24 protein-coding genes are annotated in these 22,011 nt (G+C 52.8%); 15 read left to right on the plus strand and 9 right to left on the minus strand.

Annotation, left to right across the window (positions count from 1 at the left end; genetic code table 11):
- Positions 1–7: 7 nt before the first annotated feature.
- The 9 genes from NYE85_RS05845 (at position 8) to NYE85_RS05885 (ending at position 9,748) form a co-directional block, all read left to right on the plus strand.
- Positions 8–1,003 (plus strand): fimbrial protein, encoded by a 996-nt coding sequence (locus NYE85_RS05845; RefSeq protein WP_259003676.1) that lies wholly within the window; start codon positions 8–10, stop codon positions 1,001–1,003.
- Between the two features lie 81 nt (positions 1,004–1,084).
- Positions 1,085–1,600, plus strand: coding sequence for a fimbrial protein (locus NYE85_RS05850; protein WP_259003677.1), 516 nt, complete (start codon positions 1,085–1,087; stop codon positions 1,598–1,600).
- A 142-nt stretch (positions 1,601–1,742) separates the two neighbouring features.
- A complete protein-coding gene (locus NYE85_RS05855; RefSeq protein ID WP_259003678.1) occupies positions 1,743–2,258 on the plus strand; it encodes a fimbrial protein in 516 nt (171 codons plus the stop codon).
- Positions 2,259–2,273: 15 nt separating this feature from the next.
- A complete protein-coding gene (locus NYE85_RS05860; protein ID WP_259003679.1) occupies positions 2,274–2,789 on the plus strand; it encodes a fimbrial protein in 516 nt (171 codons plus the stop codon).
- 225 nt (positions 2,790–3,014) lie between these two features.
- The gene (locus NYE85_RS05865; protein ID WP_259003680.1) at positions 3,015–4,142 is read left to right on the plus strand and encodes a CfaE/CblD family pilus tip adhesin; all 1,128 of its coding nucleotides are present in this window, start codon (positions 3,015–3,017) and stop codon (positions 4,140–4,142) included.
- A 531-nt stretch (positions 4,143–4,673) separates the two neighbouring features.
- Positions 4,674–5,402 carry a fimbrial protein gene (locus tag NYE85_RS05870; RefSeq protein ID WP_259003681.1) on the plus strand — a complete coding sequence of 243 codons (729 nt, stop codon included), beginning with the start codon at positions 4,674–4,676 and terminating at the stop codon, positions 5,400–5,402.
- An 18-nt stretch (positions 5,403–5,420) separates the two neighbouring features.
- Positions 5,421–5,954, plus strand: a complete 534-nt coding sequence (locus NYE85_RS05875; RefSeq protein ID WP_259003682.1) for a fimbrial protein — start codon at positions 5,421–5,423, stop codon at positions 5,952–5,954.
- 117 nt (positions 5,955–6,071) lie between these two features.
- Entirely contained in the window at positions 6,072–8,702 is a 2,631-nt protein-coding gene (locus tag NYE85_RS05880) for a TcfC E-set like domain-containing protein (RefSeq protein ID WP_259003683.1), read from the plus strand.
- A gap of 365 nt (positions 8,703–9,067) precedes the next feature.
- Positions 9,068–9,748: a response regulator transcription factor gene (locus NYE85_RS05885; protein WP_259003684.1), complete on the plus strand. Its 681-nt coding sequence runs from the start codon at positions 9,068–9,070 to the stop codon at positions 9,746–9,748.
- 152 nt (positions 9,749–9,900) lie between these two features.
- On the opposite strand, the gene NYE85_RS05890 is transcribed toward NYE85_RS05885, so the two are convergent.
- Positions 9,901–10,338, minus strand: coding sequence for a MarR family winged helix-turn-helix transcriptional regulator (locus NYE85_RS05890; RefSeq protein WP_259003685.1), 438 nt, complete (start codon positions 10,336–10,338; stop codon positions 9,901–9,903).
- Positions 10,339–10,452: 114 nt separating this feature from the next.
- On the opposite strand from NYE85_RS05890, the gene NYE85_RS05895 reads away from it, so the two are divergent.
- Positions 10,453–11,304, plus strand: coding sequence for a haloalkane dehalogenase (locus NYE85_RS05895; protein ID WP_259003686.1), 852 nt, complete (start codon positions 10,453–10,455; stop codon positions 11,302–11,304).
- A gap of 73 nt (positions 11,305–11,377) precedes the next feature.
- Here NYE85_RS05895 and NYE85_RS05900 read toward each other — a convergent pair whose 3' ends face one another.
- Both NYE85_RS05900 and NYE85_RS05905 read right to left on the minus strand, forming a co-directional pair.
- Entirely contained in the window at positions 11,378–12,118 is a 741-nt protein-coding gene (locus tag NYE85_RS05900) for an SDR family NAD(P)-dependent oxidoreductase (RefSeq protein ID WP_259003688.1), read from the minus strand.
- A gap of 95 nt (positions 12,119–12,213) precedes the next feature.
- Positions 12,214–12,573, minus strand: a complete 360-nt coding sequence (locus NYE85_RS05905; RefSeq protein ID WP_259003689.1) for an STY0301 family protein — start codon at positions 12,571–12,573, stop codon at positions 12,214–12,216.
- 305 nt (positions 12,574–12,878) lie between these two features.
- Between NYE85_RS05905 and NYE85_RS05910 the strand changes: the two genes are divergently transcribed.
- Positions 12,879–13,067 carry a hypothetical protein gene (locus NYE85_RS05910; RefSeq protein WP_259003690.1) on the plus strand — a complete coding sequence of 63 codons (189 nt, stop codon included), beginning with the start codon at positions 12,879–12,881 and terminating at the stop codon, positions 13,065–13,067.
- A gap of 99 nt (positions 13,068–13,166) precedes the next feature.
- Here the strand turns inward: NYE85_RS05910 and NYE85_RS05915 are convergent, their stop codons facing one another.
- The 4 genes from NYE85_RS05915 to NYE85_RS05930 form a co-directional block, all read right to left on the minus strand.
- The gene (locus NYE85_RS05915; protein WP_259003691.1) at positions 13,167–13,646 is read right to left on the minus strand and encodes a hypothetical protein; all 480 of its coding nucleotides are present in this window, start codon (positions 13,644–13,646) and stop codon (positions 13,167–13,169) included.
- On the minus strand, positions 13,643–14,437 hold the full coding sequence (locus NYE85_RS05920; RefSeq protein ID WP_259003693.1) for a winged helix-turn-helix domain-containing protein: 795 nt from the start codon (positions 14,435–14,437) through the stop codon (positions 13,643–13,645). Before NYE85_RS05920 ends, NYE85_RS05915 begins: the two co-directional genes overlap by 4 nt.
- An 842-nt stretch (positions 14,438–15,279) precedes the next feature.
- Positions 15,280–15,750, minus strand: coding sequence for a hypothetical protein (locus NYE85_RS05925; protein WP_259003695.1), 471 nt, complete (start codon positions 15,748–15,750; stop codon positions 15,280–15,282).
- Positions 15,747–16,448 (minus strand): hypothetical protein, encoded by a 702-nt coding sequence (locus NYE85_RS05930; protein WP_259003696.1) that lies wholly within the window; start codon positions 16,446–16,448, stop codon positions 15,747–15,749. The genes NYE85_RS05925 and NYE85_RS05930 overlap by 4 nt, the downstream gene beginning before the upstream one ends.
- Before the next feature lie 504 nt (positions 16,449–16,952).
- On the opposite strand from NYE85_RS05930, the gene NYE85_RS05935 reads away from it, so the two are divergent.
- Complete coding sequence (locus NYE85_RS05935; protein ID WP_259003697.1) at positions 16,953–17,312, plus strand: DUF2500 domain-containing protein; 360 nt, start codon at positions 16,953–16,955, stop codon at positions 17,310–17,312.
- A gap of 10 nt (positions 17,313–17,322) precedes the next feature.
- On the opposite strand, the gene NYE85_RS05940 is transcribed toward NYE85_RS05935, so the two are convergent.
- Positions 17,323–17,595: a DUF1145 family protein gene (locus NYE85_RS05940; RefSeq protein WP_259003698.1), complete on the minus strand. Its 273-nt coding sequence runs from the start codon at positions 17,593–17,595 to the stop codon at positions 17,323–17,325.
- Positions 17,585–18,208 (minus strand): 16S rRNA (guanine(966)-N(2))-methyltransferase, encoded by a 624-nt coding sequence (gene rsmD, locus NYE85_RS05945; RefSeq protein ID WP_259003699.1) that lies wholly within the window; start codon positions 18,206–18,208, stop codon positions 17,585–17,587. The genes NYE85_RS05940 and rsmD overlap by 11 nt, the downstream gene beginning before the upstream one ends.
- 192 nt (positions 18,209–18,400) lie before the next feature.
- On the opposite strand from rsmD, the gene ftsY reads away from it, so the two are divergent.
- Genes ftsY through ftsX form a run of 3 tightly spaced genes read left to right on the plus strand, consistent with a single transcriptional unit; the run spans position 18,401 to position 21,706 of the window.
- Positions 18,401–20,086 (plus strand): signal recognition particle-docking protein FtsY, encoded by a 1,686-nt coding sequence (ftsY, locus tag NYE85_RS05950; RefSeq protein WP_259003701.1) that lies wholly within the window; start codon positions 18,401–18,403, stop codon positions 20,084–20,086.
- A 5-nt stretch (positions 20,087–20,091) separates the two neighbouring features.
- Complete coding sequence (gene ftsE / locus NYE85_RS05955; RefSeq protein WP_004957531.1) at positions 20,092–20,763, plus strand: cell division ATP-binding protein FtsE; 672 nt, start codon at positions 20,092–20,094, stop codon at positions 20,761–20,763.
- On the plus strand, positions 20,753–21,706 hold the full coding sequence (ftsX, locus tag NYE85_RS05960; protein WP_259003703.1) for a permease-like cell division protein FtsX: 954 nt from the start codon (positions 20,753–20,755) through the stop codon (positions 21,704–21,706). The genes ftsE and ftsX overlap by 11 nt, the downstream gene beginning before the upstream one ends.
- Positions 21,707–22,011 lie beyond the last annotated feature (305 nt).

The raw sequence follows: 22,011 nt of genomic DNA on the forward strand, positions 1-22,011 counted from the left end.
AAAATATATGAAAGGAAAACTCCCTTTTATTATTGGTCTATTGCTCGCACTCATGTCGATAAAAGGAATTGCCAGCTGTCAATTCACCACTACAAATACAAAATATAACGCGATTTGGAATGTTGGTAATGTAATAGTTTCAAATGAAACACCAGTGGGTACAGTTCTATTTACAAAAGAAATTAAATTAGATTCATTGGGGGGGCATACGGCTATAATTTGCGATCCAGGGGGGTTGAGTTTTTCCTTTTTATTCAAAGCAAATATGTCTGGTACTGTCTTAGATAACGGGGTTTACTCAACCAACTTGCCAGGGGTTGGCATAAAGGTGTCGAGTTGGAGTGCCGTCGCATATTATGGCATGCCAACGACTCCGCAAGGGGTTCCATTTTCTACTCCTATTACTGTGACCGCTGGTTCAGGGACTCCAGCATGGGGTACTGGGAATCAAATGATAAAAATAGAGCTAGTGAAAACAAAGGGGGAAATGACCGCTGGTAGTTTTACCTACTCATCACCAGACTTTATCGTGGTGGAGAATGGAGGGGCCGTATTAGGCATCGCAGGGCTGACTATTTCAGGGAATACGATTATACCTTGTTCCACCTCGGCGAAGAGTATTCAGGTTATTTTTGGAGACATGGTCACATCTGTATTTAAAGGTGTAGGACCTACATCTTTATCGAAAAACTTTAATCTAGATCTGAATTGTAACGCCAATACAAAAGTTAATGCCTCATTAAGCGGTACCGCCAATGCCGATATTGCCAATAGCGATATTCTGGCGCTGACCAATGCCGGCACGGCAGGCGTCGCCGACGGGCTTGGGGTGCAGATCTTATATAACGGCTCACCGCTGAAGCGCGATACCAATCTGTTATTAAAAACCTCTACCGGCGGCGTAGAAACCTTTCCTTTTGCGGCGCGCTATTACCAGACCAAGAGTGCAGTAAAACCGGGCAAAGCCAATGCCACGGCAACCTTGAACCTGACGTATCAATAATTCGCTATCGGAGCCGGCAACAGTACTGAATAGGCAGGGAGTCATACCATTAATTTGTGCCGATATTTTATGGAGAAAATAATGAATCGTCATTTTCACATCTCGCTAGCCTGCCTGTTGCTGGCGGGGGGCATCTCAGGGGCTGCCTATGCCGATCCGGTGACCATTAATATTACGGGCAATGTGATCGCTGCTCCCTGCGTGGTTGATGGTACCAGCAGCATTAATGTCGATTTGGGGGATATTCCTGCAAGCGATCTGGCTGCTGTCGATGCAGCCACTCCGTGGAAAGCATTTAGCATATCGGTGAAAAACTGCCCGGCTGGTACCTCTAAGGTGACGGCCAGTTTTAGCGGTACGCCTGACGTAGATGGCCCTTTGTGGAGATATTTAAACACGGGGACGGCGACGGGAATAGGGGTGGAGTTGGCTAGGAATACCGCTGTAAATCTGCCTGATGGCAGTAGTTGGGCGGTTGATGTGGCTGCTAACCGTACTGCCACTTGGCCGATGCGCACGCGGATGGTTGCCATGAAAGGTAATGCAACGCCCGGCACCGTCAAAGCGGTAGTGGTAGCCACGCTAACCTATCAATAAAAGAGCAGTAAAACCGGGCAAAGCCAATGCCACGGCGACCTTGAACCTGACGTATCAATAATTCGCTATCGGAGCCGGCAGCATTACTGAATAGGCAGGGATCCATACCGTTAATTTATGCCGATATTTTATGGAGAAAATAATGAATCGTATTTTTCACATCTCGTTAGCCTGGCTGCTGCTGGCGGGGGGCATCTCAGGGGCTGCCTATGCCGATCCGGTGACCATTAATATTACGGGCAATGTGATCGCTGCCCCCTGCGTGGTTGATGGTACCAGCAGCATTAATGTCGATTTGGGGGATATTCCAGCAAGCGATCTGGCTGCTGTCGATGCAGCCACTCCGTGGAAAGCATTTAGCATGTCAGTGAAAAACTGCCCGGCAGGAACCACCAAGGTGACGGCCAGTTTTAGCGGTACGCCCGCCCCGGACGCACCAATCCATAGATATATCAACACCGGAACGGCGACCGGAATCAGCATTGCACTAGCGAGAGATACAAACGTTAATTTAGGAAATGGAGTGACTTGGGCGGTTGATGTCGATAGCAGCCGTTCCGCCACCTGGCCGATGCGTACGCGAATAGTTGCAAGTAATGGGAAAGCAACGCCCGGCACCGTCAAGGCGGTTGTGGTAGCCACGCTCACCTATCAATAAATATGGGGAATGTTTATGCCTCACCTAACCACCGCGCTCTTGCTGGTTCTCGGCAACCTGCTGAGTTTCGCCACTGTCGCGAGTGAAATCAATATTACCGGCAAGGTGATTGCCAGCCCGTGCCAGATGGACAGCGGCTCGGTCAGCCAGACCATTGATTTCGAAAAGTTGCGCAGTACCGATCTGAAGAACGCCGGCACTGCCAGCGACTGGAAGAACGTTGCCGTCAAATTGGTTAACTGCCCGCCGTCGACCCGGCAGGTTAGCGTCACCTTTGACGGCAGCAAAGCTGCTGCTGATAGCTCGCTGTATGCCAACCAGCTGGCGGACGGGGCCACCGGCATAGCATTGCAGGTGGCACAACAGGCCGACACCGGTAAGGTGCAGGGGCCTGGTAGCACTATGACTGCCGCTGTCGATGGGCTGCGCAATGCCACCTTCCTGCTGGCTGGCCGTTTATACAGCCCCGGTGGCAGCACATCTGCGGGTAAGTTCAGCAGCACGGTGCTGATGACCATGACCTATCAGTAAACAATCGGCCAGACGCCCGATGGTTGATAAATATGGGTACGATCCTTTTACGCATAGTGAATAAGTTAGACGACTATCTGTTGCCAACGGTGTCATTGCTGGTTTTGTGGTTACCGCCGTTATTTACCGGTATCAACCGGCATAATGTTACCTGCGTCATGCTGGCGTTGTTATACCGCGCGTTGGCTAATTATCTATAACCTTTATATCGGGTAAGCAATCAGCATGAAACTCACACAGCTCTTCGCCACGCTATTGTCTTTTTTTATCATAAGCCACGCTGCCGCGGTGGAGGTGTCGGACCATACCGTTGCGTATACCGTTGCCTATGACAAATCTGCCTTGCCGGCTGCTCGGCTCACCCTGTGGGACTACGAGCGAGCGGGTGATAATATCAATCCAGCTATAAGAAGCCGGGACAGCTGGAACTGTCTGTCTGCCTCGGACTCAAGCCATGGTGCTTGCCCCACCACTTCAGTATGGGGAGGGGCATGGGGAGCTACAACTTCGATTCGGCTAAGGTTTACCGAACAAAGAAGCAGGCTCTCGGTGGATTTAAACGTGACTGCGGCTAAATACTTTTATGCTAACCCTACCAACGACTGCGAGGCATACCTTGGCTCGCTGAGGATAAACGCGCCATCCTTTATGGTTTGCAATGGTCTCCCGACATACAACGGCCAGGCGCTGTCGGCATATATCGATCCTGCGGAATACCAAAAGATCCCCACCGGCGGGGTGTGGCAGGCCAGCCTGATCCTCAAGCAGATGGAGTGGGATCCATATAAGCAGGTCGCCACCTGGACCGCGAATATCACGCTGGACGTGACCGACCGCCACCACGGCGATATTTATTTACCTGCCTTTGGCACCGCGGCACCGCTGGTCGATCTCAATCTGCGAACCCAGCCGCTTTCCACCGCTGCGGGCGGGCAGGTGAGCGGTGGTACCACCCTCGACGCCTGCCTGTACGACGGTTATAACGCCAACAGTTCGTGGCTGAAGCTGACGGTATCCGATCTGCTGGCAGCGGGCGGTCGCGCAGCCGATGTCTTTTCTGTGGTTCGTGCCGGCGGCAACGTAGGCGATGCCAGCAGCCGCGTCGATTACCGCGTTTCCCTCAGTTACAACGGCAAGCCGCAGGTGGTGAGCAATGGCGCAGAAATTAACCTGGCCGGGGTGAACAGCGCGCTGATCCGGCCGGTGTCGCTGCCGGGCATTTCGTTCCCGGTGGTGTGCACCCCCACGCCGCTGACGCTCAGCGTGCTGCCGTTCGCCAAAGCCGCTAAAACGGCCGGGCGATATACCGGCGTGCTACGCTTGACGCTGGCAGCAACCGCCTTGGCACCCTAGCACAAACTTACCACGGGTGCCCCCAGGCCTGCCGGTGGCGGAACCTGCCTCCGCTAGGGCGTTTGCGGCAGCTCGTCATTTACCTGCCGGGTGCAAAAGAGAATCGACGATGCACGGCAGCAAGTAAAAGCAGCCAACGGCGTGGCACTGCGCGGCAGTACTACGCCGTTGGCGTGAAGCGTTTCATGGCCGTTAACTTATCCGTTTTATTCTATCTTCTCTAATCATATACCGGCGATGCTGCCAATCAGCATCTAACTCCTTGGTAAGCTAAGTCTGGCAGCCGGGTTCGATCTTGCGTCGGTATAAACCCGGTTTGGCAGATATTTGGATGGAATCTCTTGAATAATAATTCTGCCTATTGCCGGTTTTTTCCTGGGCTGGCTGCAATGCGGGTTTTATTAAGGAACATGTTTTTTTAATTTAAAAGTATAACGCTTAATTCAACTTAGTTTATTAGTTAAAACCCAAGAATAAACATTAAGTTAATCCGCGACACCGTTAGCGGAACATTATTCATGGGGTAACAACGTGCGACGTAAAACAAAATATTCATTAATGAGCAAAACCGGGTTGGCCGCCTGTTTGCTGCTGGCCGCCAGTGCAGCTCGCGCAAATATGACTGTTTATCCTATGTCAGCCATGATCGACGAAACCAGGCAAGAAGCCACCACGTTACAGGTGATCTCAAAGTCGGAAGCCACGCAATACGTTCGCGTGACGGTAAAACGCATCAGCCGCCCGGCAACCCCGTATGAAACAGAAGAAACCCCGGTCGGCGATCCCGGTATCGTCGTTTCCCCCGACAAGTTCGCCCTGTCCGCTGGCGTGACGCGTACGGTGCGGATTATCAGCCTGCGCACGCCAGAAAAGGAAGAGGCGTGGCGAGTCTATTTTGAGCCGGTTCCGACGCTGGATGACGGCGCTGAACAGCCGAAAGAAACCACCCGTGTAAATGTAAACCTGGTTTGGGGAGTGCTCGTTCGCCTGATGCCTGCCGAACAGCGTCCGGAACTGCTGCGTAGTTCAGACGGCAGCAAACTGATTAACAAGGGAAACCTGCGTTATGGCGTGCTCCGCGTTGCCCAGTGCGCCAATGAAGACAACTGTAACTGGAAAAAAGTCGACACCAGCGTCTATCCCGGTGAGGAGCTCGCGCTGCCTTCCGGGATTACACCAGCAGCCTTGCGTGTGGAATACCGCTTAGGCGCTTCTGCGCCGACGACAGCAACCTTGGTCGCCGGTGCATCTTTAAAGTAAATAAATAAGGAAATTTAAATGAAAACCACCCATAAGCTGATGGCTATTACCCTGGCTTCATTGTTCTCCGTGTCGGCATTTGCCGTGCAAAAGGACATTACTGTTATCGCAGATATTGATCCGACCGTTGAACTGTTGCAGGCGGACGGTTCGGCTCTGCCGCAATCGCTGCGTATGCGCTATATGCCGGGTACCGGCCTGCTAAACGAAAAACTGAGCACCAAGATTTACACCAATGACCTGACCAAGGACGTTAACGTCCAACTGCTGGCAGAACCGGTGCTGGCTTCCGTGACCAACCCGTCGGCGGCAGCCATTCCGCTGTCCGTCTCTTTTAACGGTACCAAGCTGAGCACGGTTGCAACCAAGCTCAAGGCTACCGACCTCTACCCTACCGGTATTGCCAATGGCCAACCTGTCGGCCTGATCAATGGCGGCTCTATTCCTATGGAGCTGACCGTTGGGCAGAAAACGCCGGGTGTGGTGGCAACCGCCGGTTCTTATCAAGGCGTTGTCAGCCTCGTTATGAGCATTGCGCCGTCTGCTACTTAAGCAGTTCCGCTCAGGGGTTAAACCCTGCGTGATGGCGATTAACTAGTTGGATAAGGGCGCGATCCTTTTGCGTTCGCGCCTTCTTCAGCATTGGTTTTTTACATGGAGGTTTTTCCTTTGCGTCCTCAACTTACCTTGCTTTCCCTGGCTGTCTTACTGAGCTTTGCTGCCACAGCCGACGGGTTGAAAGTCCCGCCGGGTTTCGAGGCGTTGCTGGAAGGGCAGGAAGAACAGCTAGACGTAAAATTTGGCGGGCGCTCCCTTGGCCTTTTTACGGTTGAAGTAAAGCCCGATACGGTACAGTTTAAAGACCCCGTTTCCGTGTTGGCGGCGATCGGAACAGAGCGGATACCCGAACAGGAGCGCGTGCCGCTTGAGCAGGCATTAAACCAGCCCCTGGCCCGTAATGGCAACCTGGCTTGCAATGGTTCGAGCTTTCCGGGATGCGGCTATGTTAAAACCGATACGGTTGCAGCCATTCTGGATGAAACCCAAGGTGCCGTGTTGCTGTTTTTCAATCCGGCCTGGATAGCCGCGACGTTACCGAACGAGCGCTTCCACTCCCTCACGCCTCAGGCATATAACGCGTTCATTCATCGTCAAACCTTTAATTACAGCGGCGACAAAAATAGCCAGAACCTGACCTTTAACGGCGCCGGAGCGCTAGGTCTCGGCGAGGACCGCTATTTAGGCGGAGATTGGGCCTATGCCTGGAACCAGGTCGATAGCTACCAAAACAACCAGTTCTGGTTTGGCAACCTTTATGCCCGTCAGGATCTCGGACAACGGTATTACCTACAGGGCGGCCGCATGGATCAGCGCAACCTGTCAGGTCAACTCGGCGGCAACTTCGGTTTTTCCATGCTTCCGCTTGATAGGTTTAACGGTGTCCGTGTGGGTACGACCGCGGCCTATATGAACTTTAACGTCAGCCAGGACGCGACGCCGCTTATGGTGCAAACCAACAGAAATGCGCGGATAGATATTTACCGTGGCAGCCAGCTGCTCGGGAGCCAATATTTACCGGCCGGTTTGAATGCGATTAACAGTGATTCATTTCCCGGCGGTTCCTATCAGATTGAACTGCGGGTTTATGAAGACGGCGTTTTACAAAGAACGGAACAGTACCCGTTCAGCAAGAGCGGCAGTGGGTTTAGCAATGGCCTGCAATGGTTCTTGCAGGGGGGCAGCCTCGATACCGGCAATAACGGTACGGGTGGTGTGAAAAACAAAGCGGTTGCCGCCGGGGGCATACAATTCGGGCTGCTACCAAACACGCAGTTTACCACCGGCGTATCGATGGCAAACACCCACGTTTATAGCGAGTCGCGTTTAGACGTGCAGCAACCGTTGAGCTTTGGCGTTCTGGGCGTGAACGGTAGCTATTTTACCGGCAACGACGGCGTACGGGGTGACACTCAGCAGGTGACCTTTACCGACGGGTTCCAGCTGAGCCTGTATCGTTACAATGCCGGTGGTTCGACGTGCAGCAAAGCGCAGTCAGACTCACCGGTCAATACCGGTTGTTATACCTCGCTGAATACGACCTTATCGGTGCCGGTAGCCGACTGGACGGCGACGATTGGCTATTCGGAAGTCAAAAACAAAGGGCGCACCTTCTGGTCTTCCACGGCGCAAGACGCCTTGTCTCCGGGGCAGCCATACAGGGTAAAAGGTAGCCGAACCAAAGCATGGCAGATTGCTGCCAACCGCGCGTTTAACGTGCGCGGAATTTCGGTGAGCGCTCGCGGCGGCGCTTACCGTAATACCAATACTGGCGTAAATGACAACGGCGTATTTCTGGGTTTCAGCCTATCCCGAGCCTCGCAGCCACCAGCGGCAAGTGGCCATGATAGCTACAGCAGTGCAGGGATCGACTATCGCAGCGGCACTGCGTCGCAAACCAACTATAACCTCAATCACACCATGATGTGGCAGCAGGGGCTTTACCGCGAACTGGGGGTGAATTTCTCCGGTGACAAGAGCAGCAACTACACCGGTGGCCTTTCCGGTCGAGTCACGGGGCGTTACGGGGATTTAACCGGTACGTTGAGTGAAAACCACAGTAAAGGCTACGGCAGCCGCACCTCGGCGACTGCGGGTTATTCTTCAGCACTGGCCGTTTCGCGTGAGGGCATCTTTATGGGCGGCGGTGGCGGCGGGGAGCCGGCTGCCGGGGTAGCGGTGCGCGTCGGCAAGAGTGATGAAAACGCCGGTGATGCGGCCAACGTGCGGGGGAGCAGCTACCGACCGGTAATGCTTGCTTTCGGTGACTCAACGCTCATGCTCACCGAGGGCTATCAAATGGCCTCGGTCGACGTGCAGGACGTTACCAACGTCCGCAGTGGTATTGCCAGCGTTGCCCAGGGCGGAGGTTCCGGTAACTACTTCATGACGCCTGGCCATCTGGTGGTGCGCGACGTCAATGCCGTGGTGACCTGGATTTACCTTGGCCGTGCACTATCACCGGCAGGCCGGCCGCTGGCTCATGCTCAAGTGTTGAATCAGCCTTTGCCTGAACTTGGTGACGACGGGCGCTTTACGTTGCAAAGCAACGGCAAGGTTAACGCGCTTTGGCTTATTGATAACGGCCAATTGCTGCGCTGTCCTTTGAACATCAAGAAAACCCGCGACGTATTAAAACTGGTTGGCGACGTCCACTGTACAAATGCCGGAGTTGAAGGCCTGCCGCAGTCACTGCGAATGACACCGCGGGTAATTAGGCTATTGGCCCTGGCGCAACGGTAATTATGGTGTTCAAAGATACGGGATTGCTGTCAGGTTATTTTGCTTTCCCGGTCTTGTGCCTAATGGAAAGGTGAGGGTGCTGCTTTATTTGCCCTGTAATTATTGCAATAGGCTACCCAGGTTAACGCCAATTTTCGTTATTTTTGATTTACTGTCGTCGAGTTTCTCTATTTTCAACGTTTTTGGTTAATGCGGAAAATAACTATCAATTTCAGTAAGTAACCTACCTGCTCGGCGTTGGGTGATATATCGAAAGGGGAATATAAGCATGGCTACCATTGCCGTTATTTCGGCGTAGGCGACAAGTCATCAATATCACACCGCAATACAGGTAATAGCACTGCATCCTGATAAGGAGAGGAATAATGAACTCAAATAACACCACCAGAAAAACTATCGCTTTGATGGATCCCTACCCGCTGAACTTGTACGGTCTGGCGCATTTTTGCCAACAGCTTGACCAACAAGTGGACATACAACTGCAAAGCAACAAATTGCATGACGTGTTTATCTCGTTAAAATTACAGCCAGTGGACGTGTTGATCACCGATATCTGCGGTATCGGGGAGAGCGTGACACATGGCGTTAATGCGATAAAAATGCTTTGTCAGCACTTTCCGGCAATGCCGATCATCGTCTATGCGCGGCAGCATCCGCGTGAAGTGATGCAGGCGCTGCGGCAGTTCACGCAGGTGAGCCTGGTTTCTCGCGACGAGCCGCTGCCGCAGGCGGGTGCGCTGTTTCGGCGTGCTCTGGCCGGCGAAACGATCTACAGCCCACAGTTTGTCCAGATGTTCGCGCAAACCGACAGGCATGATCCGGCCCGGTTGGAAGCGTTGACCCAGCGTGAAAATGACGTGCTGATGTGCCTGTTCAACGGCTTGTCCATTTCTCAAATTGCTCGCCTGCGTCAGCGCAGCATTAAAACCATCAGCGCGCATAAATGTAATGCGATGCGCAAACTGGGGGTTAAAAATGATTCAGGACTGTTTCTGCTGCGGGAGAATATCGTCAACCATCATGTCAACGCCGTTTACCTCAACTGAAACACGGGCGCCTTGCGTTGCCAGGCCAGCCGGCAGCCAGGAGTCGGCCTGGCGGAGGACAGCGTATTTCAGGACGAGTACGGTAACGGCGTGTTGGCAATGATAGACTGCCAGTTGCAACGATTGAGCAGCCTGTTGGGCGCCAGCCGCCGTTAGTTTTGCAGCGTTGAGACCAGTTTCTGCAGTAAAAGCGTCAGTGCGTCGATATCCTGTTCACCCATCGCTTTAGCCCATTGCGCTTGAACCTGCTGCCCGGCTGCGATGGCAATTGGCCGCACGCCCTGCCCTCGTGGAGTAAGAAAGATCAGTCGTGCACGCCTGTCCGTTGGGTCGGGGCGGCGCTCAACGTAACCGAGCTTTTCTAATTCTTCCACGGCTTGGGTCATCGACTGTTTGCGCACTTTGGCAAATTTGGTCAAGGCGCTGACGGTAATTCCCTCTGGTGGGGTAAAGGCAAAAATGTTGGAATGAGAAGGGCGAATATCCGTATAACCGGCCTTATCAAGGGCTGAATCTACCTGCTGCGTCCAATGCTGGTGCGCCTGGCGAAGAAGAAAACCCAGCGCCGGCGTTTCGGTGTTGTCATGCATTCTGACTTATCCTTTGTTCCACACGACACATGCATGTCATCTTTTAATTGACAGGTGACTGTCTATGCTTATATTGGACAGGCAACTGACTATTAAGCACGAGAGGACATTGCCATGCCTGCAATTTCAGTTTTGGATTCAATCATACATTATGAGGAGAACGGTGTCGGTACACCCTTGGTGTTTCTGCATGGGAATCCGACATCCTCCTATTTGTGGCGCAACATCTTGCCTGCAATCGAGGGGCCGTTTCGCTGTTTGGCTCCGGATCTGATTGGTATGGGACAGTCGGGCAAGCCACCGGTCAATTACGATTTTTCAGATCATGCGCGTTATCTGAATGCCTGGTTCGACGCCATGGGGTTGGAGGACATGATCCTGGTCGGCCACGATTGGGGTGCGGCATTGGCCTTTGACTGGGCCGCCCATCACCCTGAGCGCGTCCGTGGTATTGCCTTTATGGAAGCCGTCATTCGGCCGATGAGCTGGGATAGCTTGCCCACTGAGGTTGCGGCACGTTTTAAGGCGCTGAAGACGCCGGGGCTTGGCGAAAAAATTGTGCTGGATAACAATGGGTTTATTGAGGAAACGCTGCGGGCAACGGTGCTCACCTCGCTTTCCGAGCGGGATATCCGATGCTATACCGCGGCCTATACAACGGCGGACAGCCGCCGGGCGATACTGGAGTGGGGCCGCTCAATGCCATTTGACGGCGAGCCTGCCGATGTGGTCAGGCGCATGGCGTTTTACGATAGCTGGCTGGTGAACAGCAAGGATACGCCCAAGCTTCTGCTGTCGTTTGACGGCATTGCGGGCGGCTTGGCGATCGGTCAGCCCATGGTCGCCTGGTGCCAGGCGAATATCGCCAACCTTGAGGTCATACCCTGTGGACCGGCCAAACATAATGCGCCAGAAGACAGGCCAGCGGAAATAGCGTCGGCGATTAACCAATGGTTGCCCAGATAGTTGCTGGTGGCCGTGAGCATTGCCGTGCGCCGCATGGCGCCTCAGGGAACGCGTGGTTCCCTGAGTGGCATTGTCAGGCATTAATCCCGCCGTCGATGTCGAGCGTTGCGCCAGTTACAAAACGCCCGCCTTCTCCTGCCAGATACACAACGGCCGCTGCGATATCGGCAGGTTCGCCGTAGGCCGGCAACGCCATTTTGGCCAGGGCCGCAGGTGCGCGCTCGCTATCTGACGGATTCATGTCGGTATTGATTGACCCTGGTTGCAACAGATTGACGGTGATCTGGCGGTGGCCAAGATCGCGGGCGACGCCTTTGGTCAGACCGACCAGTGCTGCCTTGCTGGTTGTATACATGCTTATCCCGCCTCGGCCGGCGTAAGAGGCCAAACAGCTGCCAATGGTGATGATCCTGCCGTGTTCCGGTAGATGCCTGCTTGCTTGCAAAATGGCGGCGAACACCGCGCGAACGTTGACGCACATTGAGCGGTCGAAATCGGCCAGGGTGAGTTGCTCAACATTGCCGGTAACGAAATTACCTGCATTATTCACTAGAATATCCAACCGGCCAAATTCGGATGCGGTGCGTTCAACCGCTGCGATAATTTGCTCCGCATTGGCTGCGTCTGCGTTGATGGCAGTGGCTTTACGCCCCATTGTGCGTATCTCGTTAGCGAGTGCGTCGGCTTTTTCGTGCGAAGTAACATAGGTAAATGCGACGTCAGCGCCATTGGCCGCCAGAGCGCGAACGATGCCAGCACCAATACCGCGGCTACCGCCGGTCACTAAGGCGACTTTTCCTGTCAGTGTGTTCATTTTTATGCCCCGTTGTAGGATACAAACAAGCATAATTACAAAGATTGAGCAGGAATTTTTAAATCATTATTAAATCACTGAGCGTTTATTAGATATTATGACCGGGGGCGAGGTGCCATCTGGCATGTTATATTCAGCCCATGAATATCTGTTGAGCTACAGCTGGTCACCGGATTATTAATTTCAACATTAAGTAATAGGCCGTTCTGATAACCACAGGCAACGGTGATTTTTCTTGCTTGCCGATAGACTGTCTCCAGATCGCCCCAGGTACCGTTATTTTGATCTTTGGGATCAGGCGCCAGACTGAACATTTCTGCTGGTGTACCGTTATAAACCTCAAGGGAGGTAAGGGGATTGTTTTCTTGCCGTGGGCATGGCTGAACCGATGTTGCTGAAGCAGACAATGAAAGGAATGTAACAGTAATAAAGGATAATACGCGTGTAATGTCCATCTTTGCACCAAAAAGTTAAACGGTCATTTTGTTACCATGGTTCAAATCTACAGCAAACACAATATTATTGCTCCGTATAGTAATCAATGATAAACCATCAACCGAAAGAGCGTTATTGATAAGGATAAAGGCACCATTAAGCGCCTTGTTGGCGCTGACCCGCGTTTTTGCCTCGGCGGCATCGCCTGGTATGTATGCGAGACTTCACACTTCCCGAACTCTACGCGTACCCTTATTCTGATACCTTTTGAACCTGCCCGAAAACAGCGATGGCGTGACATTAAAAATGGCCATGTGCTTTGATAATGAACTTCAAGAAAGGGAGCAGCGACCGCGTTGTCGAGGTTAGCAATCGTCTGCTGAATATGGCCATCGAACGTACGCTCCAGTTAGATGATGCCCGCTGGCCATTGAATTATCCCATTCAGCAAAATGATATCTGCCTGACATTCACCGTGCGTATCCGTACGCTAAAACAGGCGGGAACGCCTTAAGAGGGGCGCCCAGGTGTTAGCATCAAGGGTACGTTAGTGGTGGCATGAATGCCCCACTATCCACCAACAATAGAGGCGGCCGTAGAGCGCCGCTGCACGCTAACCCTTTACGCAGTAAACAAACGGAATGACGGTACCGGCAAAAATATAACCGCTTCCCTGTTTATAGAGGCCGATGTTATGCGTAATGCCTGGTCGGAAATAAAAATTTGGCAACAGCGTTGCCAGTACGCTTTCGTCGGCGTTGTCCGAAGGTAGTCTGGCGACCTTGTTGGAGTGCATACTCAACATATCTTCGTTTTGGCTGTAGTCAAAGAATACTTTCCTGTTGAGCACCGTCGGCGCCTCGGATGTCAGATGGTAGCTTCCTTCGATTAACGCCAGCCCTTTGCCGTTCACCGCATGCATCTTCACTACGCCGGTAAAATGCAACTTTTCGGGCGTTACAATGTTTAAAACGGCTCGGCAGTCGATCTCTTTTGACCCGGGGGTTGTTGCATACCCTGCCCAAAGCTGCCATTTCATTGAGGCGATAATCACCAGGATAAAACCGATGCAGGCCAGCAATCCCTTTTTCATTTGGAACCCTCCAGGTAGAAGCTTGAACGGCAGCTGGCACGTGCTCCGGCAATGTCCCGTACGCAGCTAATGATTGAATAGCGATTCACCCCGGCGAAGGCCGTTACGTAATTAAAGGGCCGCGTCGCACAATCAAAGGCGCTGTTTTTGACAATGTATTCGAGCCTGCCGGTCGGCATATTATCGTTGACATAAACGCGGCAATCGCTCAGAGAGGTTGGCGTCAGATCGTAGCTATCCATATAGTTAGAGGAATTATTGTGGCCCAGATAAAAAGCACCGATGCACAGCACAATCAACGCCATGCTCAGGCCGGCAATCAGCCCTGGTGGCCATTTCTTCCCTTTGGCGGGAAAAATGGGCGTTGTTCCCGTTGGGGCAGCAACATCGCAAGCGGCTGCCGGTAACAATTCCTGATGGGGGGCATCGACGTTCTGCTCTGCCAGACGGGTGATTTTAATGTGTCTCGACAGGGTGACGCCCTGTCGCGGCACAGTGATAATCACATCATCATAAAGCCCAAGCTGATTGAGGGAACGCCGCAGCAGACTTATATTTTGGTAAACGGTACTTGAGGAAACGACAACGCCTTTTTTCCGCCAGATCAGTTCCAGTAATTCATCCTGTGATAAAACGTCGCCGTGGCGTTCTATAAGCAAAGCTAAGCATTGGCTGGTAGGGGTATGCAGTATTAACTTACTGGTTGAGCCAATATGTTCCCCGGTTAAAATAAGGCTTCTTTCCTCTGGATCAAAAATAACACGGTCATTAATTATATACTTTCCTAGCATAACTTATCCTTTGCATGCGGTGGCAAGACAAATCCTAACATACTATAAGAAGATACGGCTTTGTCCACTCACCATCTTTGCGCTGAGTTAATGTTTAATAAACCGACTAATAAATAAAAAATTAGCGTACACCGATGAATGGCATTTTAGTATTCTAAAGAATAATATTTCATAACTTACTGGTTAGAGTAAGCCAATTAATTATGCTCATCACGCTCAGAGGTGCTTCATATTTAAATTTGTTACCTTTTTTACCAAGAGAGCGAATTCATTACCTTAACTTATATGTTTGTTTGCCATGGCGTCGATGTTGGTATTCATCGAAGCAATGAATCAGCCAAGTTTCATAACGTAATTCAATGGGAGTTACCCCATCAATAGATTGCAGTGATAGTTCAGTGGTCAAAACAAACCTATGTAATTTCATGATGGTTTTAAACAATGCCTATCATCGCATTATAAATAATGCTTAGTTTCTGATAACAATATTGTACTCACCGTTTACCTCTTACTGTCTATGGTCAAACAGGCAAAGGTTAAAAACGGCACTTGAATCGTAAACCTCGTTTTCCACGCAACGCCAGGCGATGCGGTTGGATCGCCAGATCGTGGCACTTTTATGTTAACGGTGAATACATTACTCATATATCGATGTATTAATCAATAGTTAGCAGGTCAGAGTAGTTCATTTGCTCACTTATGCTGGCCAGCATTGCCGACTAAGTCTTTCGGAGTATTTCCGAGCAAGATGCTATTTAATATACCCCACTGCCTGCCAGGCAGTATAAGCCGATGCGCATTTTTCTGCGCAAAGCGGCGAGACTGATGAGTCAGGTGATTTACTAGGCCTGTAGACAGTAGGTGAAAGGCAACACCGTGCCGGTAACGATATACCCGTTGGCCTGCTGGTATATTTCAAAACTATGGGACGTGGCAGCAGAGTAAAGGAATCGGGGCAATAGGCCAACCAGTTCGCTTGCCTGCGCATTGTCAGTAATCGCGGGTATGATCCGCTTCGAGACGATATCGAGCATGTTTTGGTGACGGGTGTAATCAAAAAACACCGTACGGTTTAGATTGCCGCCGGCCTGTGCGCGGTGGCTATAGCGACCGCTCACGCGGAAAAAACCTTTACCACCAGCGGCATGTAATTTCCACACGCCAGCAAAAGAACCCTGTTCGCTGTAAATTTGCAGTTCGGCGGTACAGTCAATGTTGCGTGGTGGTACAGCGTGAGCTGCAGAAGTGCCAAGTTGGTAAGCAGCAAAGACAATGAAAATTATGCTTAGTGCGGCGTAAATATAACCTTTCATTTATTTCCCTTAATATAATGTGGCGAAACGCCAATAGGGAGATAACCAACGATATTTTTTATGCCATGGATATTGGCCGGGTATTTGATAGCGTGCCGTTCGGCAAGAGCGCGACAATAAATTGATCTTTCATTTCTTAATGTTGCATTGACATGGCGCTGGTTATTTATGCTGGCAGTATCACTTTCATTGTTCTTCCCGTTAATTAAATAATGGTGGCTATGGATAAATGCCCGATGACTCTTTGCTGTATGGTGCGATGCGTTGGCAATTGCTTTGGTGTTAATGGAAAAAAGTTTGTTCCTCAGGCTGAGGGTAATTTCTTGCTGACCTTTATCTCCGTGCTGGTGATGACATTGCCAATCGCCTGGGGGGACTATTATTTTATTTTGTTTTTTATAATGGCCTTTGCCCCGATGGTTTGACCATACTCGCGCAATAATCGCCAGCGATGGCCCGGTGTGGCGTGATACGGGCATCGCTGCACCCTCGCCAGACACTAAGCTGTAATCTGGGTGGCGTAATGTCCATCCCGCCCAATCAATGCCGTTTGGCACGCTTCCATTCGGCTGTGTTTTCCGTTTGCGCGCTAATGATATCTTCTGCAACAAAACCTTTCCTTGCTGTTTTAAAAGGACGATAAGACCTGCATTTGCCGGCAGAGATAAGATTATTTTCTTATCTGCGGTAAATTTCATGATAATAAATTCCGCTTGACTGACATTAAACAACGTGGCGTTGGTAAAGGTGTATTTCTCTGGTATATTATTGCCTCGCCTAGAAGATAACAATAATCCTAACACACCTGATAAAAAAGTTAATTTAATTTAAATCAAAAAAGGTGACGTAGAGCAATAAGTTTTAATTCCGCCATCAACCGGCTATTGCATCTGCAGAGATTATTCACCATGGCGCTGCGCGCCAGTTCGGTTTGCCTTTATTTATAACCATGGCTATACATTTAATTAACATTCCCCCTGGTGGCCGCCGTTCGGCGGCAATAGCCAGCAATTGACACCAGGGAAAAAGGCGCGGCGGTTAGCAAAGATATATCCGTCGGCGGTTAGGCAAAATAATCCGATCGGCATAATGCGCAGCCAACCTCCTGGTATAATGCCGTTGGGTTATCCCCAGGTTTATCCTGTACAGTGGCAGGGGAAAGCTCTGGCTTTATAGCGTTCAACCAAAGGGAATACCACCAGATGAATAAACCCCCAATGTTGTTTATAGCGGTACTGGCGTTGATCGTTGTGCTGGCGACGCAGCGTTATTTCAGCCAGCGCAAGCAGGAAGCGGAAAATGACCGTGCGCCGGTGCGCAGCACGCAGGTTATCGTCAGCGAGAAACGGGCCTTTCCGGCCAGTAACAACCGCTCGCGCCAGCGCGAGCATATCGTTAATGAGGCCATGCGTTACGAAATTACGTTCCGGCCGCAGCGGGGCGGTGAGAATATCGTGGTGCGTGTGAAACAGCCGCAGTATGAACAGATAGAGCAGGGCGCGCAGGGTAGCCTGAAAATGCAGGGTACGCGCTTTGTGTCGTTTACCGCCGAACGCCCATAGCCGGTGAGGGTTATTTTTTGTTGATTGGCGGTTGCTTCTTCTGCCAGTCCAGCAGTTCAAACACCCCGAAGATAAAGATCTTGGTTTCCTGCCATTTGCTGATGGGCCGATCTTTCGGCTGGGTTGATTTCAACAGCACCAGTTGCAGCCCGTGCATCACCACCATAAAGAACAGCGCGACGTCGATAAAGTACTTCAGTGGTTTGGGGAACGGGTGGAACAGGTTGGTGAGCAGAAAGCCCCATACGCACAGCATCAGCAGGCGGCCCAGATTAATCAGCATTGTCGGTTTTCTCTTTGCCAGAACGAATATAAAGACGATAGGCCACCTGACCGGCGACTTTTTCACGGTGCAGCGACCAGTTGGCAGGCACGTCGGTGGCGGCGCTTTCCGCTTCGGCTTCCACGTAGATCCAGGCCTCATCGGCCAACCAGCCTTGCTGCTCCAATAAGGTAATGGTCTGCGCCAGCAGCCCTTTACGGAACGGCGGATCGAGGAATACCACCCGGTAAGGTTCGGCCTTGCCGGCCAACCAGCTAAGCGCGTTGGTGTTCACCACCAGACCGTTACCTTTCAGCAGCGCCAGATTTTGCTCCAGCTGCCGTGCCACCGGGCGCTCGAACTCCAGCAGCGTGACGCTGTCGGCGTAGCGCGACAGCGCTTCCAGCCCCAATGCCCCACTGCCGGCAAAGCAATCCAGACAGCGTGCGCCCTGAATCACCGGCGCCAGCCAGTTGAACAGCGTTTCGCGCACCCGATCGGTGGTCGGGCGTAGGCCGGGGCTGTTCGGCACCGGCAGTTTACGTCCGCGCCATTGGCCGCCGATAATGCGGATTTGCCCGGCCGCAGCCGTCTGCGGTTTTTTAACCGGCGCTCGCGGCGAAAATTTTGCCATAAGAATCTTAATGTGTTGCGGAGTTAACGAAAAGTTGCCGCTATTCTACCGGGCATAGGCGCCGCGGGAAAAGCGAAAACGTTGTTACCTGATTTCCCAAGCCGGATGCGTGTTGCTACGCGAGGGAAAGTGGTAGACTCGGGGGTTAAAATATTTTCGTTATTAGCCATCGCTACGGAGCAAGGTCACAACATGGCAAAAGATAAGAAACGTGGGTTTTTCTCCTGGCTGGGCTTTGGCCAGAAGGAAGAACAACAGCAACAACCTGAACCGTCAGCCGAACAGGCTGAACAGCAGGCGGTAGCGACGCCGGCCGAGCCGGTGGCCCCCACGCTGGATGACAAGCTCCCTGCGCAGGAATCTGAGCCGGCCGCCTCGGTCGATACCCCAGGAGAATGGGACGGCAGCCTCAACGGGGAACAGATCGCAGAAAACGTGCCGGGCATCGTCGAACGCACGGCGTCGGCTGAACGGTTGGCTGACGAGGTCGTTGCCGTCACGGAACAGGTAGCGGCAGAACAGTCGTCCGAAGCGCTGGTCGACGCCGAGCCACAGGCAGACACGATGCCTGAGCCATACGCCGAGCCGGAACCAGAACGCATTGTGCCGGTTAAAGAACCGGCACCAGAGGTTGAACAGCCGCCGGTAGAAGAGCCGGAACCACAGCCGGAACCTGAGCCAGAACCAGAACCAGAGTCAGAGCCGGCACCACAGCCACAGCCGGAACCTGTGCAGGAACCCGCGCCGGTTTCGACCCCGGAACCGGTCCAGACCGTCGCTCAACAACCGGAGCCGCACGTTGCACAGCCCGAGCCAGAATCGGTCCTGCCATCCGAGCCGGAAGATCAACCGTTGCCGGCCAGCGTTGCGTTAGCGCCTATCGTCAGCGCTCCGGCGTCTGAAGCCGCTGAAGAGCTCTCGGCACCGGCGGTAACCCAGGAACAGGAACGGCCTAGCAAGGAAGGTTTCTTCGCCCGCCTGAAGCGCAGCCTGATCAAGACCAAACAGAACCTCGGTTCCGGTTTTGTCGGTTTGTTCCGTGGCAAGAAGATCGACGACGATCTGTTCGAGGAACTCGAAGAACAGCTGCTGATTGCCGACGTTGGCGTCGAAACCACGCGTAAAATCATCGAATCCCTCACGCTGCATGCCAGCCGCAAGCAACTGAAAGACGCCGAAGCGCTCTACGGCAAGCTGAAGGAGGAAATGTCTGAAATCCTGGCCAAAGTGGATCAACCGCTGGATGTCAGTGGAAAAACACCCTATGTCATTCTTATGGTTGGCGTTAACGGCGTTGGCAAAACTACCACCATCGGTAAGTTGGCGCGCCAGTTCCAGGCAGAAGGCAAGTCGGTGATGCTGGCGGCAGGCGACACCTTCCGCGCCGCGGCGGTCGAACAGCTACAGGTGTGGGGGGAACGTAATCGTATCCCGGTGGTGGCGCAGCATACCGGTGCCGATTCCGCTTCGGTGATTTTTGACGCGGTGCAGGCTGCCAAAGCGCGTGGCGTGGATGTCTTGATCGCCGACACCGCTGGGCGTTTGCAAAATAAAGCGCACCTGATGGAGGAACTGAAGAAGATCGTCCGAGTCATGAAAAAACTGGACGAGCATGCCCCCCATGAGGTTATGCTGACGCTGGACGCCAGCACCGGTCAGAATGCGGTCAGCCAGGCAAAATTATTTAATGAAGCCGTGGGCTTAACCGGCATCACTCTGACTAAACTGGATGGTACCGCCAAGGGCGGGGTGATCTTCGCCATTGCCGATCAGTTTGGCATTCCGATTCGTTATATCGGTGTCGGTGAAGGCATCGAAGATTTGCGGCCCTTCAAGGCCGACGATTTTATTGAGGCACTTTTTGCCCGAGAGGATTAATACGGATGATTCGCTTTGAACAGGTCAGTAAAGCTTATCTGGGCGGACGACAAGCGCTACAGGGCGTTGATTTTCATCTGCGTCCGGCAGAAATGGCTTTCCTGACCGGCCATTCCGGCGCGGGTAAAAGTACCCTGCTGAAACTGATTTGTGGTATCGAACGGCCAAGTGCCGGCCATATCTGGTTTGGCGGCCACGACATCAGCCGGTTGAAGAACAGTGAGGTGCCGTTTCTGCGTCGTCAGATCGGCATGATTTTCCAGGATCACCATCTGCTGCTGGATCGTACGGTCTACGACAACGTGGCCATGCCGCTGATCATCTCCGGTGCCAGCACCGAGGATATCCGTCGTCGCGTATCGGCTGCGCTGGACAAGGTCGGGCTGTTGGACAAAGCGAAGAACTTTCCGATCCAGCTGTCCGGTGGTGAACAACAACGTGTCGGCATTGCGCGCGCGGTAGTGAACAAACCTGCGGTACTGTTGGCGGATGAGCCAACCGGCAACCTGGACGATGCGCTGTCCGAAGGCATTCTACGCCTGTTCGAAGAGTTTAACCGCGTTGGAGTAACGGTGCTGATGGCAACGCACGATACCGGGCTGATCGCTCGGCGCAATTACCGCATCCTGACGCTCAGCCAGGGCCGTATGGCAGGAGGAGCGCATCATGGCGAATAACGCAAAAACCGCCAAGAGCAAGGCGCTGCGCGGCGGCTGGCGTGAACAATGGCGCTATGCCTGGATGAACGCCATCAAGGACATGCTGCGCCAACCGCTGGCGACGTTGCTGACGGTGATGGTGATAGCCATCTCTCTGACGTTGCCGAGCGTGTGCTATATCGTCTGGAAGAACGTCAGTACCGCTGCCACGCAGTGGTATCCGACACCGCAACTGACGGTATATCTCGACAAGTCGCTCGACGATGACGCGGCGCTCAAGGTGCTGGAGGCCATCAAGGCCGAGGCGGGCGTCGAAAAGGTCAATTACCTGTCGCGCGAAGAAGCGCGCGGTGAATTCCGCAACTGGTCCGGCTTTGGCGGCGCGCTCGATATGCTGGAGGAAAACCCGTTACCGGCGGTGGCGATTATCACGCCGAAGATGAGCTTCCAGAGTTCCGACACGCTAAATACACTGCGTGACCGGGTGGCGGCGGTGCAGGGGGTAGATGAAGTACGGATGGACGACAGCTGGTTCGCCCGTCTGGCGGCGTTGACCGGGCTGGTTGGGCAGGTCGCGGCGATTATCGGCATTCTGATGGTGGTGGCGGTGTTCCTGGTAATCGGCAACAGCGTGCGTCTGAGCATTTTCAGCCGTCGCGATACCATCAATGTGATGAAGCTGATCGGCGCCACCGATGGGTTCATCCTGCGGCCGTTCCTTAACGGTGGCGCGATGCTTGGTTTCTTTGGTGCGCTATTCTCGCTGCTGTTGTCCGGTGCGCTGGTGTGGAAACTGGAGTCAGTGGTTACCGGGGTAGCGAAGGTATTCGGTACGACCTTCACGCTGCACGGCCTTGGTTGGGACGAAGCGCTGCTGCTGTTGATTGTCGCGGCCATGATTGGCTGGATCGCCGCCTGGCTGGCGACGGTGCAACATTTACGCCGATTTACACCACAATAAAATTTTTTTGGTATACTCTTCTCCTGCTGCGTTTTGTCGTGTGGCAGGAGAAGCGCCCCCGGATCTTTTGGATCGCGCCTTTTCCCAAGCGCACAAATTCCCTATCATCCTGCGCCTTGGTCACGTATTGTCAGCAATATTGTGATCGAAAACAGTGAACTCTTAGGGTGGAACACGGTCAAAACTTGCAGCAAATGTTAAGGTGTCCGGCGTGCGGAACCGCTTTTGCAACAGCAACTGCCGTAAAATCAACAACTCCCCGCCGTAATGACTCACCTGCATGATCCGTTTTAAAGAGAGGGTTT

Source organism: Serratia sp. AKBS12 (assembly GCF_024793895.1).
In the GTDB taxonomy this organism is placed as follows: domain Bacteria; phylum Pseudomonadota; class Gammaproteobacteria; order Enterobacterales; family Enterobacteriaceae; genus Serratia_F.

What these genes read in the sequence shown, in the direction of transcription:
- NYE85_RS05845 (WP_259003676.1), top strand. Translation starts at nt 8, where the DNA reads ATGAAAGGAAAACTCCCTTTTATTATTGGTCTATTGCTCGCACTCATG.
- NYE85_RS05850 (WP_259003677.1), top strand. Translation starts at nt 1,085, where the DNA reads ATGAATCGTCATTTTCACATCTCGCTAGCCTGCCTGTTGCTGGCGGGG.
- NYE85_RS05855 (WP_259003678.1), top strand. Translation starts at nt 1,743, where the DNA reads ATGAATCGTATTTTTCACATCTCGTTAGCCTGGCTGCTGCTGGCGGGG.
- NYE85_RS05860 (WP_259003679.1), top strand. Translation starts at nt 2,274, where the DNA reads ATGCCTCACCTAACCACCGCGCTCTTGCTGGTTCTCGGCAACCTGCTG.
- NYE85_RS05865 (WP_259003680.1), top strand. Translation starts at nt 3,015, where the DNA reads ATGAAACTCACACAGCTCTTCGCCACGCTATTGTCTTTTTTTATCATA.
- NYE85_RS05875 (WP_259003682.1), top strand. Translation starts at nt 5,421, where the DNA reads ATGAAAACCACCCATAAGCTGATGGCTATTACCCTGGCTTCATTGTTC.
- NYE85_RS05885 (WP_259003684.1), top strand. Translation starts at nt 9,068, where the DNA reads ATGAACTCAAATAACACCACCAGAAAAACTATCGCTTTGATGGATCCC.
- NYE85_RS05890 (WP_259003685.1), bottom strand. Translation starts at nt 10,338, where the DNA reads ATGCATGACAACACCGAAACGCCGGCGCTGGGTTTTCTTCTTCGCCAG.
- NYE85_RS05895 (WP_259003686.1), top strand. Translation starts at nt 10,453, where the DNA reads ATGCCTGCAATTTCAGTTTTGGATTCAATCATACATTATGAGGAGAAC.
- NYE85_RS05900 (WP_259003688.1), bottom strand. Translation starts at nt 12,118, where the DNA reads ATGAACACACTGACAGGAAAAGTCGCCTTAGTGACCGGCGGTAGCCGC.
- NYE85_RS05905 (WP_259003689.1), bottom strand. Translation starts at nt 12,573, where the DNA reads ATGGACATTACACGCGTATTATCCTTTATTACTGTTACATTCCTTTCA.
- NYE85_RS05910 (WP_259003690.1), top strand. Translation starts at nt 12,879, where the DNA reads ATGAACTTCAAGAAAGGGAGCAGCGACCGCGTTGTCGAGGTTAGCAAT.
- NYE85_RS05915 (WP_259003691.1), bottom strand. Translation starts at nt 13,646, where the DNA reads ATGAAAAAGGGATTGCTGGCCTGCATCGGTTTTATCCTGGTGATTATC.
- NYE85_RS05920 (WP_259003693.1), bottom strand. Translation starts at nt 14,437, where the DNA reads ATGCTAGGAAAGTATATAATTAATGACCGTGTTATTTTTGATCCAGAG.
- NYE85_RS05925 (WP_259003695.1), bottom strand. Translation starts at nt 15,750, where the DNA reads ATGAAAGGTTATATTTACGCCGCACTAAGCATAATTTTCATTGTCTTT.
- NYE85_RS05930 (WP_259003696.1), bottom strand. Translation starts at nt 16,448, where the DNA reads ATGAAATTTACCGCAGATAAGAAAATAATCTTATCTCTGCCGGCAAAT.
- NYE85_RS05935 (WP_259003697.1), top strand. Translation starts at nt 16,953, where the DNA reads ATGAATAAACCCCCAATGTTGTTTATAGCGGTACTGGCGTTGATCGTT.
- NYE85_RS05940 (WP_259003698.1), bottom strand. Translation starts at nt 17,595, where the DNA reads ATGCTGATTAATCTGGGCCGCCTGCTGATGCTGTGCGTATGGGGCTTT.
- rsmD (WP_259003699.1), bottom strand. Translation starts at nt 18,208, where the DNA reads ATGGCAAAATTTTCGCCGCGAGCGCCGGTTAAAAAACCGCAGACGGCT.
- ftsY (WP_259003701.1), top strand. Translation starts at nt 18,401, where the DNA reads ATGGCAAAAGATAAGAAACGTGGGTTTTTCTCCTGGCTGGGCTTTGGC.
- ftsE (WP_004957531.1), top strand. Translation starts at nt 20,092, where the DNA reads ATGATTCGCTTTGAACAGGTCAGTAAAGCTTATCTGGGCGGACGACAA.
- ftsX (WP_259003703.1), top strand. Translation starts at nt 20,753, where the DNA reads ATGGCGAATAACGCAAAAACCGCCAAGAGCAAGGCGCTGCGCGGCGGC.